The organism is Rahnella sp. ATs2, assembly GCF_051851855.1.
Taxonomy (GTDB): Bacteria; Pseudomonadota; Gammaproteobacteria; order Enterobacterales; family Enterobacteriaceae; genus Rahnella; species Rahnella variigena.
On record NZ_JBLYPL010000026.1, the window covers coordinates 1 to 15,865 of the forward strand.

Below are 15,865 nucleotides of genomic sequence, written 5' to 3' on the forward strand. Positions count from 1 at the left end.
TATTGAAGTGGATTACAATCAGAAACGTCGACATAGCACACTGGGTTATGTCAGCCCGATGGTATTCGAACGACAAGTCCTCTCTTAAGGGCGTGTCCACCAAGTCTGGGCCAGATCACTCCGGCCTACAAAGAAATCGCGGTCAACATGACCAAACTGGACCGGCCACCCCAACCGGATCCCCTGCCGCATGAAAACTTCCGCCATGGTCAGCGCAACCCCATCCATCACGTCCCCGCAGAAGATAAATGGCGTCAGGACGGCTATCATCAGCCGCCTGAACATGTTGAGCATCCGGAGAAATTTTAATGGCTGAACGACAGGAATATCAGGTGCCCCCTGCCCGTACCCTTACAACGGCGCAGGAAATGCTGCACACCTTAACGGAAAGCCTGCATGAGCACGGGTTTTTACGGTTGATGAAAGATCTGGTGCGGGCGAATACAGATATCGCCAGCATACTGGTAGCCGGCCTGAATCAACCCGGCGCCCAAAATGCGACGCAAAACCTTTCCCTGCTTTTTATCACACTAAGCAAAATCCCTCCGGAACATTTTAATCACCTCCTACTGGCACTGAAATCAGGCGTCATGGCGATACGACAGAATGAAGGGAAGAGCCATAGCAACGAGGAACCGAAACTGGAAGAGACGGCACCGGGGGTGCTCGGTGTCATGAAGTTACTCAATGACGAGGCGCTATGGCGCGGGCTGATGCCAATCGTTAACGGTCTTAAAGCATTTGGTGAGGAATTGCAGAAAGAAGAGCAAAAACCAGTCACCCGCAATACCGGTAAAAAGACGCATGACTGAGGCAGAATGGGTGCTGCTATTGTCGCGCGGGCAGTTTGCGCTCACCATCGGAATGCATATCACGCTGGCTGCGCTGACCTTAGGTCTGGCGCCATTTCTTGTCTGGTTTGAAGCGCGCTGGTTGTGGGGTAAACAGGAAGCCTCGCGCACTGCCCTGCACTTCTGGCTGAAAATATTTGCCATTACTGTTGCCGTGGGCGCGGTATCCGGTGTGGTGATGGAATTTCAGTTAGGCACCAACTGGTCAGTTTTCTCACAAAGAGCGGGCGGTATTATCGGGCCGCTGCTGTTTTATGAAGTGTTAATCGCTTTTTTTCTGGAGTCAGGACTGACGGGTGTCATGCTATTCGGCATGGGGAAAATCACGCCAAAGTGGCATTTTGTCATTACCTGCCTGGTTGCTATAGGGGCATTATTCAGTGCGTTCTGGATCCTTGCCGCTAATTCGTGGATGCAAACACCTGCCGGATTTGTGCTTGACGCGAAGGGTCATTTTCATCCCACCAGCTGGCTGGCATTTCTTTCGGCCCCTTCTTTCCCTTTGCGCTTTTTGCACATGGTTTTGGCTTCACTTATCGCTGTCGCATTTATGATCGCCGGCATAGGTGCATGGCGTTTACTTCATCAACCGGCAGAAGCCGCTTCCCGCATCATGGTAAAAGCGGCAATTTGGTTTGCGATTATTGCAACACCGGTACAAATTATTGTCGGTGATCAGCACGGTGAAAATACTCTTCGCTATCAGCCACAAAAAGTGGCCGCAATGGAAGGAAGCTGGCATCAACCGGTTACCGGAGAGGGCGAACCCCTGCGTTTATTCGCCTGGCCGGATCAACAGACACAGCGTAATAGGCTGGAGGTGGCGATACCCACGATCGGTTCTCTTTATTTGCGCCATAACCTGAACGGCCATATCAAAAGCCTGAGTGAGTTTCCAACTGAGGACCTTCCCCCCGTTGCCGCCGTTTTTTACTCGTTCCGCATTATGGTGGGTATAGGACTAATGATGTTGATAACCAGCATAGTCGTTGCGTACAGGCTTAAGCGTGGCGGGCTATTTGATTCCCGCCCACTGCTGGTGTGGTTGATCTGTATGTCGCCGTCTGGATTTGTTGCCCTGCTGGCAGGATGGCTGATAACTGAGTTGGGACGCCAGCCCTGGACAATTTATGGCATGCTGCGCACCGCCGGGAGTGTTTCATCCCTTCCTCTGTCATGGGTGGTGGCCTCCAGTTGCGGGGTGTTGCTGGTATACATTCTGGTCTTTGGTTTCGGTTTACGAAATTTACTGCGTTACGCGTCCGGTCCCTTACCAGAGGGGCAAAACATTGTGGTGACCGAAATACCGACCTCAATCTGAGGAGCACATAATGGTGTGGTTAACTGATCTTTCTGCAGCGGTGCTGTTGTTTTCGCTGTTGATGTATCTGCTGCTTGACGGCACGGATCTTGGAGCCGGAATGATAATAGCTTTCTTTCACCACGAGGACCAAAAGCGACAAATCGTCCGGTCAATGTTACCCATCTGGGATGCCAATGAAACCTGGCTTGTATTGCTTGCTGGCGGGCTTTTTTCCCTCTTTCCCGCTACTTATGCCCTGGTATTCAGCTCCCTTTATATACCGGTTTTCGTCATGTTATTTAGTCTGACACTACGTGCACTAGCGCTGGAATATCGGGATAGCGTCACCACAGTGGCGCGTTACTGGCTCGATAAGCTTTTGCCCGTTTCCTCGACTGTTGCAGCTTACTGTCAGGGAGCCTGCGCAGGGATGGTTGTCAGCGGCACGCTTATCGCTGGTGCCTGGGACTGGCTGGATTTTTATCCCATGCTCTGTGGATTCGGGCTTGTAGTGGGGTATCTTTTAATGGGATGTGGCTGGATACGTTGGCGTGTCGCCGGGAGCGTGGGAAGGGAGCCCCCGAAACTTACCCGCATTTTATTACTGCTGGGTCTTGCGTTGTTTGTAATAATAGAATATTTCAATCCCGCTCCCCTCCAACATCTCTCGGAACACGTCTGGGGAAAAGGTTTGAACGCAATGATAATTATGGTATGGATTAGTTTATTTTTGACTGTTTCAAAAAAAAATTCATTCTTGCACTTATTACTTTCACTTATATTGCTAGCGGCCATAACCATCCAGATGGGCATGGGATTTTATCCCGAGCTTATACAGGGGCAATTAAAATTACACCAGACATCATCAGATATTACGACTCAATGGTTTGTTTTATCTGGCATTGCTTTTATTATCCCTGTCACATTGGCTTACCACAGTTGGGCTTTTTGGGTATTCCGCGGAAAGATTGAAAAATAGGTATAACATTACGCTTATCCACTTAACTTCGTTTGCCAAGGTCATAATTTTCACGGGGCATCAAATGGTTATAAATACAAATAATCTTATTCTCGAGTGAAGAATATTATCAGGGGATTTGTGCATTCACATTCTTGGTTATACCCAGAAATATGAGCACAGCAAGGAATACCCTCTATAGCTCAAAAATTCGAGAAAACTTTTTGGAAGGTATTCTTAACAACACTATAATGTAAAGAACTAATTCCGAAGTTTATAAAAGATTATAACTATATAATTTCAACGATAAATAATATTAATAACATATTTACTTATCGAAGGATAATATCCCCCCCCTTTATGTATCGACCCTATTATACCTATATTTCGCTCATGGCGCCTACAAACCCAACCTTATCAGTGTAGATGATTTCTGTATTACTCCCTTGTTTGACGATTTCAGCAGCTTCATAAAACAATGACATTTGACTCCTATTTTGGCTTTCTGTGGCGAGTGTTTTAAGAGTTTCTACTAATGCAGTCTTTGATATAAGCCCGTCCACTAAAGAAATCTCAATGACGGCTCTTCCAACAGCATGAGAAATTAGGTTCAATCTGTTAGTGTCTAAATAAATTGACTTACCCTCCTGTTTTGACAGGTTTTATCTGGATTACAAGTAACTATTGTCATAGCACACCTTAGTATAACGTTTAGGGTTAGCATAAGTTACTTTTGAGAAATGTTAAATACTGGGTTTGATAAGTCCCAAGATAAACATTATTTATCAAAATGTGATACAGATAAGAATGGGTATTTAACCTTCATCGCATGAGAATCTCTATGGCTAGTTCCATTGCGAAGTCAGTTTCACCACTCGCTACTTTATAATCCTGATTGAGTAATGTCAGTTCCTCAACCAATATTGCACGATTAAAGTCTTCTGCGGTTGTGCATCGCATTAAGATATACTGCCCAACAATCTTACTGGCGGCATCTAGTATTTCGTCGGGACGTTCATTTAATCTTTTCATTATGATTTCACCAAAAAATTATGGGAATTTAAATTTAGCATCTAAAGATTTTCTCTCAAGACAATAACAGGGATTTCATTCAATTTTCATATGTCAACCCATACTCCTACAGAGGTAGGATGTTCCAGGATGGATATGGTTTTTTAAATCTAGAAAGCAATGAAATATTGATAAACGCATGGATTTCACTTAAAAATAATTAATAACCTTATAGGTTTATTATCTGGGTGATGTAATTTTATTATTCATTTTTTATATAAGAACCTGCTTAAATAAAAATCTTAAGTGATATAAATAAAATTTACATACAATCAAAATTATTCATGTAGGTTTATTAAAATATTTTATGTTTTAGGTTAATTGTTTATGGTGTTATTGCTTAATTCATCTAATTGAAATAAAAAGTTGTTTCATCATTTCATTACGCCTTTGATTGATTGGAGCATTTACAAGTGTCAGATAACTTTTTGAATTATAAATTTTAGCAATCTGAAGCTATTATAAGAAAATAAGACAAAATGCTAAAATATTTTACTTATATGAATACTCTTATTATGATTCAGTATTTACCTAAACCGCTACCTGCTTGACTATAATTAAACTTCATTCTATATGAACTCAATCCTAGATATTAATTGGAGGCAACATGTTTAAGAATAGTATTCCTGATAATAATCACTCGGATCATAAGCGAGATAAAGATAATCCCCAGCCAGATTATCCAAAAGATGATCCCCATGATGCACCTGAGTCAGGTGATAAACTAACCCATAGATAGCTGATGGATATCACCTGCTCCCCGTTGATTAGTACACCCCGATGTTAGTAATGTCTTCATAAGCCACATGAGGACATCCCCATGAAGAAGCGTTTTACGGACCAAGAGATCATCAGTATTCTCCGCGAGGCCGAAGCCGAAGCCGGAGTTTCTGCCCACGAGCTCTGCCGCAAGGACGCCATTTCCGATGCCACGTTTTACACCTGGCGTAAGAAGTATGGCGGCATGGACGTGCCCGAGGTTAAGCGCCTGAAGTCGCTTGAGGAAGAGAACGCACGACTCAAGAAGATGCTTGCCGAAGCCATGCTGGATAAAGAGGCGCTTCAGGTGTCTCTTGGTCGAAAGTTCTGACGACAGACCAGAAGCGGGAAGCCGTGATGTTGATATGTGATGCGACCGGTCTGTCGCAACGTCGTGCCTGCAGGCTCACAGGTTTATCCCTGTCGACCTGCCGCTATGAGGCTCAGCGCCCGGCTGCAGATGCGCATTTATCAGGGCGCATCACTGAGCTGGCACTGGAGCGCAGGCGTTTTGGTTACCGTCGCATCTGGCAGTTGCTTCGCCGTGAAGGGCTGCATATTAATCATAAGCGCGTGTACAGGCTTTATCACCTCTGTGGCCTGGGCGTAAAACGCAGAAGACGTCGTAAAGTGCTGGCAACAGAACGTCTGCCGCTGCTCCGTCCGGCGGCGCCCAATCTGACCTGGTCGATGGATTTCGTCATGGACGTATTGGCCACCGGTCGCAGGATCAAGTGCCTTACCTGCGTAGACGACTTCACGAAGGAATGCCTGACGGTCACTGTTGCCTTTGGGATTTCAGGCGTGCAGGTCACCCGTATTCTGGACAGCATTGTGCTGTTTCGCGGCTATCCGGCGACGATAAGAACTGATCAGGGCCCGGAATTTACCTGCCGCGCGCTCGATCAATGGGCCTTTGAGCATGGCGTGGAGCTGCGACTTATCCAGCCCGGCAACCCGACACAGAACAGATTTATTGAGAGTTTTAACGGACGCTTTCGCGATGAATGCCTGAATGAACACTGGTTCAGTGACGTCAGTCATGCCAGGAAAATCATCAGTGAATGGCGTCAGGATTATAACGAATGCCGCCTGCACTCCACGCTGAATTATCAAACGCCGTCTGAATTTGCGGCGAATTGGAGAAAGGGTAATTCTGATAGTGAAGGAACCGACATTACTAACTGAGCGTTGTATCTAATCCTGGGGGCAGGTCAGTGATGATATCACCTCTATTCAGGTGGCCAGATTTAGTGTGCCACTACAATATTGCGGTGGTTTACTCTCCCACACGGGCTTGATGCTCAAGTCCAAAATGAAACTCACCGCAATATCCCCAATGATCAGTCGGGGGATTATCGCTCGAATGCGGTAATCAAGATATAAGTCCAAGAACTGACCCGCTCTACATTATTTCCCGTTAAGACGAAAATTCAGTTTAGAAGACAGTGCATCGGAATTTCTAAACTCATTCTTCTTTAATTTTTCCACTTTTCCACTGGTTAGATCCAATAATAAGATCCTCTATAGATCATATAATAGATCAAAAGAGATCCCCGCACCTTCGCAAGCCGCGTTCTATAAGGCCTTGAGACACATTGCTAACCACTATGACTAGTAATTTAACCACTGTAAAGAGCATAACAACCGCTATAGAAGGTATTCTAACTTCGCTGGCGAGTGCCTAAAAACCACTACAGTGAGTAAATCGGCAATCGAGCTGTGGATAGTGTTCTTGCAAAATAGCTTTAATAAGCCCCTGAAACCTAAAAATAATCTTCAAGGAGATTAATGTGGTGAAAATAATGCTCACACTTTATTCACAGAGTCAGTTCTCGATTGTGAGCACTGCGTGGATCTTTATCTACAAACTTAACGCTCTGTTTTTAAAGTTATCCTATGCTTCGATCCAATAATAAGATCCTTATAGAACCTATAAGACCCAAAGAGATCCCCGCTCCTCTGCAGACCTTGTCCTAGCTGGGAAAAATTAATATCGTTAACCGCTGTAGTCAGTGAAACAACCACTGTGAAAAGCAAACTAACCACTATGACCTGTGGTAAAACCGCTATAGTGAGTGTTAGTATCCACTGTATTGTGTATTACGAGTCTCTTATCCACATTCCTTGTGCGAGCTGATAATGCCTGAAAATGAGCCTAAAAACATAGCGATAGCAAAAGCTTTCTCTGAAACCGATAAGCGAACGGGTGAACTTGTTACTCTGGTTCCTAACAGCAATAACACTGTTCAGCCTGTAGCATTGATGCGGTTGGGCTTATTTGTACCCACTTTGAAGTCTACTGCCCGCGGCCGTAAGGGGCAGATGAACTCAATGGATGTCACTTCTGAGCTGAAGCAGCTTTCGATCGTGAAGTCTGAAGGATATGAGAACATTAAGATCACGGGTGCACGGCTTGATATGGATAACGATTTCAAGACCTGGGTTGGGATCATCCATGCTTTTGCCAAGCATAAGGTCCTGGGAGACTCTGTATACCTGCCTTTCGTTGAGTTCGCTAAATTATGTGGCATTCCCTCAGCACGCTCCTCAGCGAAGCTCAGGGCGCGTCTGGAAGCCTCTCTTGAGCGTATCGCAACTAACACCTTGTCTTTTTCGAACAAAGAGGGGGACTATTACGTTACTCACCTTGTTCAGTCCGCAAAATACAGCCCGAAGAAGGACGCCGTAGAGCTGCAGGCAGATCCGAAGATTTTTGAACTGTACCAGTTCGATAAAAAAGTTCTTCTCCAGCTTCGTGCCATCAATGAACTCTCCCGCAAAGAGTCTGCTCAGGCTCTCTATACGTTCATCGAAAGTCTTCCGACAGATCCCGCTCCGATTTCTATGTCCCGCCTGCGTGCTCGTCTTAATCTGACATCACGAGCCATCACACAGAACGCTACTGTTCGTAAGGCGATGGAACAACTTAAGGCTATCGGCTATCTCGATTATACGGAGGTCAAACGTGGCAAAGCCGTATACTTCTGTATCCACTATAGGCGGCCAAAATTGAGACCGGCTCAGATCCCTACGGGTATTGGTGACGATGTCTATGATGTCCTGGACGATGAACATATCATTGATGTCCCTGCTGAAAAGGATAGCGATTCGGCAGCGCCGCGTGAGATGGTTATGTTAACCAAAGAAGAGCTTGAGTTGCTTGAACAACTTCGCCAGGCGAAGAAATAGTTTCAATCCCCTGTTATTCCCTGAATCCGACAGTCTGCTGAAAGTTGATAGCAGGCTTTTTCCTTCACCACTGTGGTAGGCAAGCCAACCACTGTAGTGAGCTGACTATCGACTGTAAACAGCAAGCCGGGCATTATAAAATTCAGCTAACCACTGTCGTCAGTAATCTCTACTCACTGTAGTGGTCATTTACTTATTTCGACATTACCCCCCTAGTAGTCACTAACCCGCAATCCTATATAGCCGCTGAGTCAGTGGTCACTAACTTACTACGTTCTGTCGCTATTTGCTCTCTGTAGTGGTTAATACTCATCATAGTGGTCGTTACTGATTACAGTGGTTTTCTACTCCCTCTAGTGGATATCACTCGCTGTAGTGGTTGCTAATTACCATAGTGGATATATGCCCACTCAAAGAGAATGCTCTCTATAGTGGATGTGTAAAATGCCTAACTGTAGGTAAGCGATTGTTGTAGCGGGGATTTGAGACACTGTCACTTCTGCTATGATACTTGTGAAACACTCCTTATGAGATCTCTTAGGCACTGTGCGCTGACACTTAACCTCAAAATGGTTTTATCCACTATTTTGTGCGCTTAGCCGTGCCGCTATTTAAATCCTCTCAGCATGTGTACCGTCTATACTTAGAATTCTAACTGAGGGCTCTTTATGTGTGGACGATTTACCCAGTACGAACCGCGTTCTCACTATATCGATGTGCTTTCCCCTGACAGAGAATTCGCAGGCGGCATCGATGATATCCCTGTTGGCCGTTATAACGTCGCTCCCGGGACTCGCGTGCTCATACTCAATCAACGCGATGATAAAATCTTTCTCGATCCTGTTAAATGGGGCTATCAGCCCGCTTGGGCAAAAGAATCAAAGCGACCACCGATGATTAACGCGCGTACAGAGACAGTGGCAACGAGCAGGATGTTCAGACCCCTGTTCGAACATGGACGCGTGTTGGTGATGGCCGATGGCTGGTATGAATGGAAAAAAGACCCTGTTGATCCGAAAATTAAGCAGCCATACTTCTTCTGCCATAAATCACATTCTCCCTTATTTTTTGCTGCGATAAGTCGTTTTCACTCTGATGCCTTAGAGGTCCCGGATAATGATGGCTTTGTTATCGTCACAGCTGGGAGCGACGAAGGGCTACTGGATATCCATGACCGCCGGCCACTGGTATTAGAGTCCTCAGATGCACTGGAATGGTTAGACTGCGATACTTCCCCGCAGCGCGCTCTTGAGATAGCGCAGATGCAATCAGAGCCCCCTTCTGAATTTCAATGGCATCCGGTGAATAAGAAAGTTGGTTGCATAAGAAATAATGGTTCCGAGCTAATCGAGCCTGTTGGGGATCCAATAATTTAAAGTTTGACGCGCATGAGTTCACTGAAGCGTGTTGTATATGCTGGAGAGAGCATCTGACGCTTCATTTCCCAGGATTTTTGCACCCCCTGGCTAGCGAACCACACCCGCCCTTTCCCGCTATGATTGATTCCATCGAGAACCGCCATGAGCTGCTCACTATTTGAGCGCGGCTGGTACTCGTCGAAAAGACCCAACTGGGCGACACCCTGACTGTAAAAATCCCCCAGCATCACGCCGCATTTCTGAAAGCGATGGCCGTCTTGCCAGATTGCATCCAGACATTGAGTTGCCGCAGCCACGATATCCCTGCTGTCCTGAGTAGGTATCTGAAGCTTGGTTCCCGCCGTTTTACCGTAATAGACTTCATTCACAGCAAAAGGACTTGTTTTGATGAATGCAGAGATATGCCGGCTGTATTGATGCTCACCCCGGAGTTTCTCTGCAGCCCGCACGGCATGACTACATATCGCTTCGCGCATCAGATCGTATTCTGATACGCGATCACCGAATGACCTTGAGCAAACGATTTGTTGTTTGGTCGGTGCGAACTCTTCCAGTTCTAAACACGGTTCTCCACGGAGCTCCCTTACCGTACGTTCAAGCACAATGTTGAAGTGCTTGCGGATCAGAGGAGTTGGAGTATCTGCAAGCTGCAGGGCAGTTTTAATCCCCATATCATTTAACTTTTTCGAAATCCTGCGTCCGACACCCCAAACTTCACCGACTTCAACGAGTGCCATCAGTTTTCGTTGACGTGCCGCTAACGAAAGGTCAACAACGCCACCCGTCTTTGTCCATTTTTTTGCGCTGTAATTTGCTAATTTTGCTAAAGTTTTGGTGGGTGCAATGCCTACACCTACAGTGAGTCCGGTCCACTGGAGAACTTTAGCTCGCACTTCCCTTCCGAACTCCTCCAGATCCTTGCAGTTACTGACTCCCTGCAAATTCATGAATGCCTCATCAATGCTGTATATTTCTACTGCCGGAGACATTTCCTCTAACACCGTCATTACCCGTGTGCTCATATCTGCATTTATGTGGAATGGAAAATCAAGGGCACTGTTGCAAAGATCAGCAAATTGGTAGAATTTGGCAATAAGTTTGGTTACCTGACGATGCCTTATGCGACAGAACCCGGATAAAGCCGATGCCCGGCCTTAAATCGTTCCGCCGGACGCAGAGTCCGCTGGCCAGCATCGAACTTATACATATGCTGCGCAAAGGGGCAATACCAGCCTCCTTGCGGGGACGTTCTGCCCCCGACAGAGCAGCCTTACTTTTTAATCGTATAAAAAACAAGCAATCCTGGTGCAATGCGCTCGCGCTTTTATGCAACGACTTGAACACAATCAGGGGCGGCTGGCTGACTGGGTGAAGGCCCAGCTCTCGCGGCATCACTCGAACGTAGTAGCCTGCGGATTAGCCAACAAACTGGCCAGAATAGCCTGGTCGGTGACAACCCATCGCACAGCTTTTATCCAATAAAAAGAGCCAACAGGGACGAACTGTTAGCTCTTAGGCGTTACGCAGTGACTTTCTGCTTTTGCGACGACTGATTATTGATGACATGAACGGCACAGCGACCTGCGGATGAACCTGACATAAAAAATGGCTCTTTGAATCCGTCCGCTTTTTAAGGTTCTGCAGGCGCGGACTTCATCGTGGCGCGGGCAACGTAAAGTTGCCCATCAGACGCCGTATAGATTTAAGCAAGCCCATCATAAATCAAAATCAACGTTGCAAAAACGGGGGTGACCATAGATTTTTATGCGCGTACTGATAGCTGTCCTGAAATAACGGGAAGTCTCTGGCAAAGAGCTCACCGAGTGCGGGAAGTTCGTCCTGCGTCAGGCAATGCTCCGGGCCCCGGTACAAATAAAATTTATCCCTCGCGGAGTCCGGCCCCGGACTCCGCATGTTTTTCAGCGAATTCTGCGACAGTAACATTGTGCTGACCGCCCCGGAGCGTGCACCCTGCCCGGAGGCGACAAGAATATAGTAAGTATCCTCCGGCAGAGCTGGAAGCTTTAGGGTGAGCGCCTCAAAGGCGCTGACAAACTATGAGCCGCCCAAGGCGGCTGCTATACGTTCAGTTTCATCTGGTCGTACCGTTCGTTTTCTCGTTCCTGGTTGCGGATGTAAGCCCTGACCGTGGCCTCATCCAAACCAACGGTGGAAACGAAATAGCCACGTGCCCAGAAAACTTCTCCGGTGAAGTTCTTACCTCTGCCGAAGTGCCGGGCTATCGCTATCGCGGTTTTCCCCTTCAGATAGCCGACTATTGTCGATACCGAGTACTTTGGCGGAACGCTGATGCATATGTGGACATGATCGCGCATCAGATGGCCTTCCAAAATCTGACAACCTTTCTGGTTCGCAAGCTCATGAAATACCTTGCCCAACTCATGCCGCACGCACCATATAACCGCTGCTTCCTGCGTTTGGGGATATAAACCACATGATATTTACAGCCCATTTAGTATGGCTTAAGCTTTGGTAGTCTCTCATCACGAATCCTCATCTCTTGGCGGAGATTTCAGATTCGCGCGACTGACTAAAAGGTCAAACCTTTCGGAGCCCCCGGCAAAGCCGGGGGTTTACCGGACTTAATTATCAAGTCGTATACACCGCTGGGGACAATTCTCATGCTCTTTAAGCCAGCCCAGTGCATCCAGCACCGGATGAAGGCGGCTGTTACCTGAACAAAATGTCAGCGCATCCAGTATTTTCGGCAACACACGGTCTAGTGATTACTGTAGAATGGCCGGAGGAGCTTATGGATCCCGCTGCTGGTAAGTCAGCCCCGACGATTCAATAACCCAAGAGTATTAATACCCACATTGTTTGAAAACAAATTATTAAATTGCTCTGCGTTAATCTGATAATTAGAGTAATACCCTGTAATGCTTTTTATCCATATAGGAAAATTAAACGTTGGTATATATAATCAATCCGATAATAAATTTCTTTCATAAATCGCTATTTTGCAGATTTATGGTTCTGTCGCATTAAGACGTCGTCCGGTAACTTAAAATCAAAGGCCAGTGGAAATACCAGTCCCGGGCGGTTGATACCGCGGGGCAGACCGTCGACTTCCTGCTGACCGCCAGGCGGGATGCGGCAGCCGCGCTGGGCTTCTTTCGCAAGGCTATCCGGCACCTGGGTGAACCTGAGATGGTAACCATAGATAAAAGGGGGGGCCAACACGGCAGCGCTGGCCACGCTCAACGCCGGCAAACCTGAAGAAGAAACTAACACCATCAGGCAGAACAAGTATCTGAACAACTTGTGGAGCAGGATCACCGAAACATCAAACGACGACCCCGCCCTATGCTGGGATTCAAATCGTTCCGCCGGGCGCAGAGTCCGCTGGCCAGCATCGAACTTATACATATGCTGCGCAGGGGGCAATACCAGCCTCCTTGCGGGGACGTTCTGCCCCTCGGCAGAGCAGTTTTACCTTCTGGCTGCCTGAAAAACAGGCTGCGCAACTTTGGGCTGACCTCACGTCATTAATGCGACACAACCTATTGGTTTTCCCCCGGCATCTTTCGTCCCCCATCCTTTACCCCTGTTTCAGGGACACCGTTTTTAGCGCATTCCAGATCAACAGCTTATCCCGATCGTTTAAATTTTGCTGTCGGATGTCCTGCATAAAGCGCGCTTTTTCCTGTTCAGTCAACGGCCCGCCTGACTTTAACCTTTCAGCCACGGTCTGCAGAATGGTATAGCTCAACCGGCCGATTTTCTCCCTGACCTCACTGAGCGGGCGGGGTGTCCAGCCGTTTTCCGGCACCGACAGCCAGTCCGCACGATACCGGTACTGGATCGCTTTCGCGGCATCCATCTGGGCCTGAATAAAAGGTTTCACCGTTTCCCCTTTTATTCCCAGCTCCCCGGCATCCGCGACGGCTTTTTCCAGCACCTTACTTTCCTGGGGCAAATCCTCGATCGTCTGATGGTGTTGGGCCTTATCGCCAGCCACGTCTTTCATATACGACAACCGTTCATTAATCAGGCTGCCGACTGAATGACGCTCAGCGGACGCAGCCGTGGCCGTAAAACCTGCGGCAGTCAGGGTTAATATCACTAAACAGAGCTGGTTTTTCATAACGATCCCTTCGTATCAATGAATATCAAGCCACCACACCGGCAGCCGTACAAGCATAGCCCGCCTGATGAAACAATAAAAGACGGACAAAGGGTAAGGCTCCCACGGGATGCCGTGTCAGCCTTCCGTGAGCGCGACGTCGCGGACGAGATGGGTTATGTCTTCTGGCTCCCCGGCGGCGGCAAAGCCGCCTTTTTGCGGATAAAACGGTCAAGCTTATCCAGATCGCCTTCCGCAATCGCCTGCTCATCCGGCTTCAGCGGCACCTCTTCCAGGTAGCGACGGACAGAGGCCTTACTTTCCAGCGCCAGCCCCCGGGCGCTGGCCTTTGGCAGACTGAAATCACAGCCGATACAGGCCATCCGGTGCGGGCAACTGCTCCAGAACGGATTGGTGCAGTACAGCTCACCCAGGTCATAGTACAGCGCCGGCCCCGCGTCCGTCATCGCCTGGCTGTCGTGATCGATAAGCACTTCAATCATGTGGGAAATTTTGTCGGCTTTCACAAAAGAGGCCGCCAGCCGGGTCGGCCGGATACGGATATAGTGCAGGGTTGAGCGCGGGCAGCTGTGTCCTGACCATTCCATCAGTTCATGCAGCGTCATCCCCTGTGGCACGCTGGCCAGCGCTGTGACCGCCGACGCCCGCCCGCGATGGCTGGTGATCCGCCCCTGACTATCTTCGACGGGGACGCCAGCCCGGGCGCACAGCACCGGGATCACGGTATTATTCAGCATGGCGCAGCCGGCCTGTCTGCCCCGGAACTGAAACAGATAGCTGACCTTTTCACCGGTGCGTTCGTCAGTCAGTGGAGCCTGTTCTGGCGGCCGCTCCTGCAGCCACAAATCGACATATTTTTTCACGGCACCGGCGACCGGTTTCACAAACGCTTTTGACGTTTTTCCTGCGGGAACATCCAGCCAGCACAGCGTCCCGGCGGATATAATGCTGCCATCCTCCTGAACAATATCATCCGTCTGCTCACGCACGCATCCCACGGTCAGGCGCAGGATTTCATTCTGACGCAGCCCCGCATGAGTCCAGATCACCGCCATCGCCTGATGCATGGCAAACGGATAATGGATCGCCGTCAGCATGTCCTCCGGCCGCAGGTTCAGGCTGGCCCAGATCAGTTTCAGCCAGACCGGATCATCAATCACCCGGGGGTTGACGCCACGGCTGAATGCCGGCGTATCCGGCGTTGCAAGATGACGATAAGGGCTCAGATGAAGTCTGCCCCATCCCCAGAGTTCATAATCGACAAAAAAACGCCGCAGGGCGTACAGGAACGACGCCCGGGAATTACTCATCATCGGCTGACCGGAGCGGGCCGACACACGCCGTTTTTCCTCAGGCTCCAGAGAAAGCTCATCAACATGCATTCTCCCCAGCGCGGCGATAAAACGGGCGCAGGTACTGATGGTCCACTGTCCGGGCTCACGTATATCAGGACAGTCCCTGGCCAGCCACAGGCCGATGCGAAAAATAAAACTGTAGTTTGTTTCGCGGGTCTGAGGCCTCAGTACGGAGGTTTCCCGCCAGCGCCGACAGAACTGCACCCATTCAGGGGCAATCCCTTCCGTTCTTTTCTCTTTCCAGCCCGTGTAACCCCGCATCCGCAGCGGGCGGGACAGAATGCCCATTGCCGCCAGGCCATGCGACACCTTGCCCACCGCGCGGGCGATACATTCCGTACGATATTGTTGCCCGCGCTTCAGCAGGTCTTCGGTAAAACTCTCCAGACGGGGATCGCCATTCTCCAGCATCAATGTACCGAGAACGGCAGACAGGAACATTTCCTGGTGCCGGAGGGAATAGCCCAGTGAAACCAGCACCTCAGTTAACCGCTTAAGTTCCTGATGAAAAAAATCCCGTCCGAATATTGCGCTGGCATAGCATGCCGGCTGACGGCACCGTTCAAGCTCCAGCGGTGTCCTGACGGAGCCCAGATGCCAGGCAAAAGCGGCAAGCAACGGCCCGCTGAGCCGACTTTGCTTAAAAAGGTGCATTCATATATCGTCCGGCCATGTCCAGCAGGGGGAATTGGTGTTGTAGGTTTCTGCAAGTACGGCCTGAATGGTCACCTTCGCCATCCTGGCGGGAATGCCGCTCAGCAGGGCGATATCGCTGAGTGGTTGCATCAATGGCGGAACGGGGTCAGTCATTTCCTGAAAGACTGTACGCCGGCGGGCAACACTTATCGCAGCCCTCTCCTTATCCGGGAGGTGCTCCGCAAGTATGTAC

General features: G+C 48.7%; 12 protein-coding genes and 4 pseudogenes. 10 read left to right on the forward strand and 6 right to left on the reverse strand.

Annotation, left to right across the window (positions count from 1 at the left end):
* Positions 1-7 precede the first annotated feature (7 nt).
* The 5 genes from ACJY2G_RS22005 to ACJY2G_RS22025 are packed head-to-tail and all read left to right on the forward strand — an operon-like array spanning position 8 to position 3,133.
* Complete coding sequence (locus ACJY2G_RS22005) at positions 8-88, forward strand: IS3 family transposase (protein ID WP_439292210.1); 81 nt, start codon at positions 8-10, stop codon at positions 86-88.
* A 59-nt stretch (positions 89-147) separates the two neighbouring features.
* Positions 148-309, forward strand: coding sequence for a hypothetical protein (locus ACJY2G_RS22010; protein WP_439292150.1), 162 nt, complete (start codon positions 148-150; stop codon positions 307-309).
* Positions 309-812: a DUF1641 domain-containing protein gene (locus ACJY2G_RS22015; protein WP_439292151.1), complete on the forward strand. Its 504-nt coding sequence runs from the start codon at positions 309-311 to the stop codon at positions 810-812. The genes ACJY2G_RS22010 and ACJY2G_RS22015 overlap by 1 nt, the downstream gene beginning before the upstream one ends.
* On the forward strand, positions 805-2,172 hold the full coding sequence (locus ACJY2G_RS22020) for a cytochrome ubiquinol oxidase subunit I (RefSeq protein ID WP_439292153.1): 1,368 nt from the start codon (positions 805-807) through the stop codon (positions 2,170-2,172). The genes ACJY2G_RS22015 and ACJY2G_RS22020 overlap by 8 nt, the downstream gene beginning before the upstream one ends.
* A gap of 10 nt (positions 2,173-2,182) precedes the next feature.
* Positions 2,183-3,133, forward strand: coding sequence for a cytochrome d ubiquinol oxidase subunit II (locus tag ACJY2G_RS22025; RefSeq protein WP_439292154.1), 951 nt, complete (start codon positions 2,183-2,185; stop codon positions 3,131-3,133).
* A gap of 801 nt (positions 3,134-3,934) precedes the next feature.
* Here the strand turns inward: ACJY2G_RS22025 and ACJY2G_RS22030 are convergent.
* Positions 3,935-4,144 (reverse strand): hypothetical protein, encoded by a 210-nt coding sequence (locus ACJY2G_RS22030; RefSeq protein ID WP_439292155.1) that lies wholly within the window; start codon positions 4,142-4,144, stop codon positions 3,935-3,937.
* 859 nt (positions 4,145-5,003) lie between these two features.
* Between ACJY2G_RS22030 and ACJY2G_RS22035 the strand changes: the two genes are divergently transcribed.
* From ACJY2G_RS22035 to ACJY2G_RS22045, 3 genes are all read left to right on the forward strand, one after another.
* Positions 5,004-6,130, forward strand: a protein-coding gene (locus ACJY2G_RS22035; RefSeq protein WP_439292156.1) for an IS3 family transposase whose coding sequence is annotated in 2 segments (ribosomal slippage) — positions 5,004-5,268 and positions 5,268-6,130 — 1,128 coding nt in all. Because the reading frame shifts where the segments join, the coding sequence is not laid out codon by codon here.
* 954 nt (positions 6,131-7,084) lie between these two features.
* Positions 7,085-8,134, forward strand: coding sequence for a RepB family plasmid replication initiator protein (locus ACJY2G_RS22040; protein ID WP_439292157.1), 1,050 nt, complete (start codon positions 7,085-7,087; stop codon positions 8,132-8,134).
* Positions 8,135-8,802: 668 nt separating this feature from the next.
* On the forward strand, positions 8,803-9,510 hold the full coding sequence (locus ACJY2G_RS22045) for an SOS response-associated peptidase family protein (protein ID WP_439292159.1): 708 nt from the start codon (positions 8,803-8,805) through the stop codon (positions 9,508-9,510).
* On the opposite strand, the pseudogene umuC reads toward ACJY2G_RS22045, so the two are convergent.
* Positions 9,507-10,541, reverse strand: a pseudogene (gene umuC, locus ACJY2G_RS22050) (translesion error-prone DNA polymerase V subunit UmuC); the annotation flags it as partial. The gene ACJY2G_RS22045 and the pseudogene umuC overlap by 4 nt on opposite strands.
* A 271-nt stretch (positions 10,542-10,812) precedes the next feature.
* Between umuC and ACJY2G_RS22055 the strand changes: the two are divergent.
* A pseudogene (locus ACJY2G_RS22055) lies at positions 10,813-10,995 on the forward strand (IS110 family transposase); the annotation flags it as partial.
* A 596-nt stretch (positions 10,996-11,591) separates the two neighbouring features.
* On the opposite strand, the pseudogene tnpA reads toward ACJY2G_RS22055, so the two are convergent.
* Positions 11,592-12,018: pseudogene (tnpA, locus tag ACJY2G_RS22060) on the reverse strand (IS200/IS605 family transposase).
* 519 nt (positions 12,019-12,537) lie between these two features.
* On the opposite strand from tnpA, the pseudogene ACJY2G_RS22065 reads away from it, so the two are divergent.
* Positions 12,538-12,985, forward strand: a pseudogene (locus ACJY2G_RS22065) (IS6 family transposase); the annotation flags it as partial.
* A gap of 90 nt (positions 12,986-13,075) precedes the next feature.
* Here ACJY2G_RS22065 and ACJY2G_RS22070 read toward each other — a convergent pair.
* The 3 genes from ACJY2G_RS22070 to ACJY2G_RS22080 form a co-directional block, all read right to left on the reverse strand.
* Positions 13,076-13,621 carry a chorismate mutase gene (locus ACJY2G_RS22070; RefSeq protein ID WP_439292160.1) on the reverse strand — a complete coding sequence of 182 codons (546 nt, stop codon included), beginning with the start codon at positions 13,619-13,621 and terminating at the stop codon, positions 13,076-13,078.
* A 155-nt stretch (positions 13,622-13,776) separates the two neighbouring features.
* Positions 13,777-15,630 (reverse strand): tyrosine-type recombinase/integrase, encoded by a 1,854-nt coding sequence (locus ACJY2G_RS22075; protein WP_439292161.1) that lies wholly within the window; start codon positions 15,628-15,630, stop codon positions 13,777-13,779.
* A complete protein-coding gene (locus ACJY2G_RS22080; protein WP_439292162.1) occupies positions 15,631-15,786 on the reverse strand; it encodes a hypothetical protein in 156 nt (51 codons plus the stop codon).
* Positions 15,787-15,865: the final 79 nt, after the last annotated feature.

Coding starts and splice junctions, on each gene's coding strand:
- ACJY2G_RS22010 (WP_439292150.1), top strand. CDS start 148: ATGACCAAACTGGACCGGCCACCCCAACCGGATCCCCTGCCGCATGAA.
- ACJY2G_RS22015 (WP_439292151.1), top strand. CDS start 309: ATGGCTGAACGACAGGAATATCAGGTGCCCCCTGCCCGTACCCTTACA.
- ACJY2G_RS22020 (WP_439292153.1), top strand. CDS start 805: ATGACTGAGGCAGAATGGGTGCTGCTATTGTCGCGCGGGCAGTTTGCG.
- ACJY2G_RS22025 (WP_439292154.1), top strand. CDS start 2,183: ATGGTGTGGTTAACTGATCTTTCTGCAGCGGTGCTGTTGTTTTCGCTG.
- ACJY2G_RS22030 (WP_439292155.1), bottom strand. CDS start 4,144: ATGAAAAGATTAAATGAACGTCCCGACGAAATACTAGATGCCGCCAGT.
- ACJY2G_RS22040 (WP_439292157.1), top strand. CDS start 7,085: ATGCCTGAAAATGAGCCTAAAAACATAGCGATAGCAAAAGCTTTCTCT.
- ACJY2G_RS22045 (WP_439292159.1), top strand. CDS start 8,803: ATGTGTGGACGATTTACCCAGTACGAACCGCGTTCTCACTATATCGAT.
- ACJY2G_RS22070 (WP_439292160.1), bottom strand. CDS start 13,621: ATGAAAAACCAGCTCTGTTTAGTGATATTAACCCTGACTGCCGCAGGT.
- ACJY2G_RS22075 (WP_439292161.1), bottom strand. CDS start 15,630: ATGCACCTTTTTAAGCAAAGTCGGCTCAGCGGGCCGTTGCTTGCCGCT.
- ACJY2G_RS22080 (WP_439292162.1), bottom strand. CDS start 15,786: ATGACTGACCCCGTTCCGCCATTGATGCAACCACTCAGCGATATCGCC.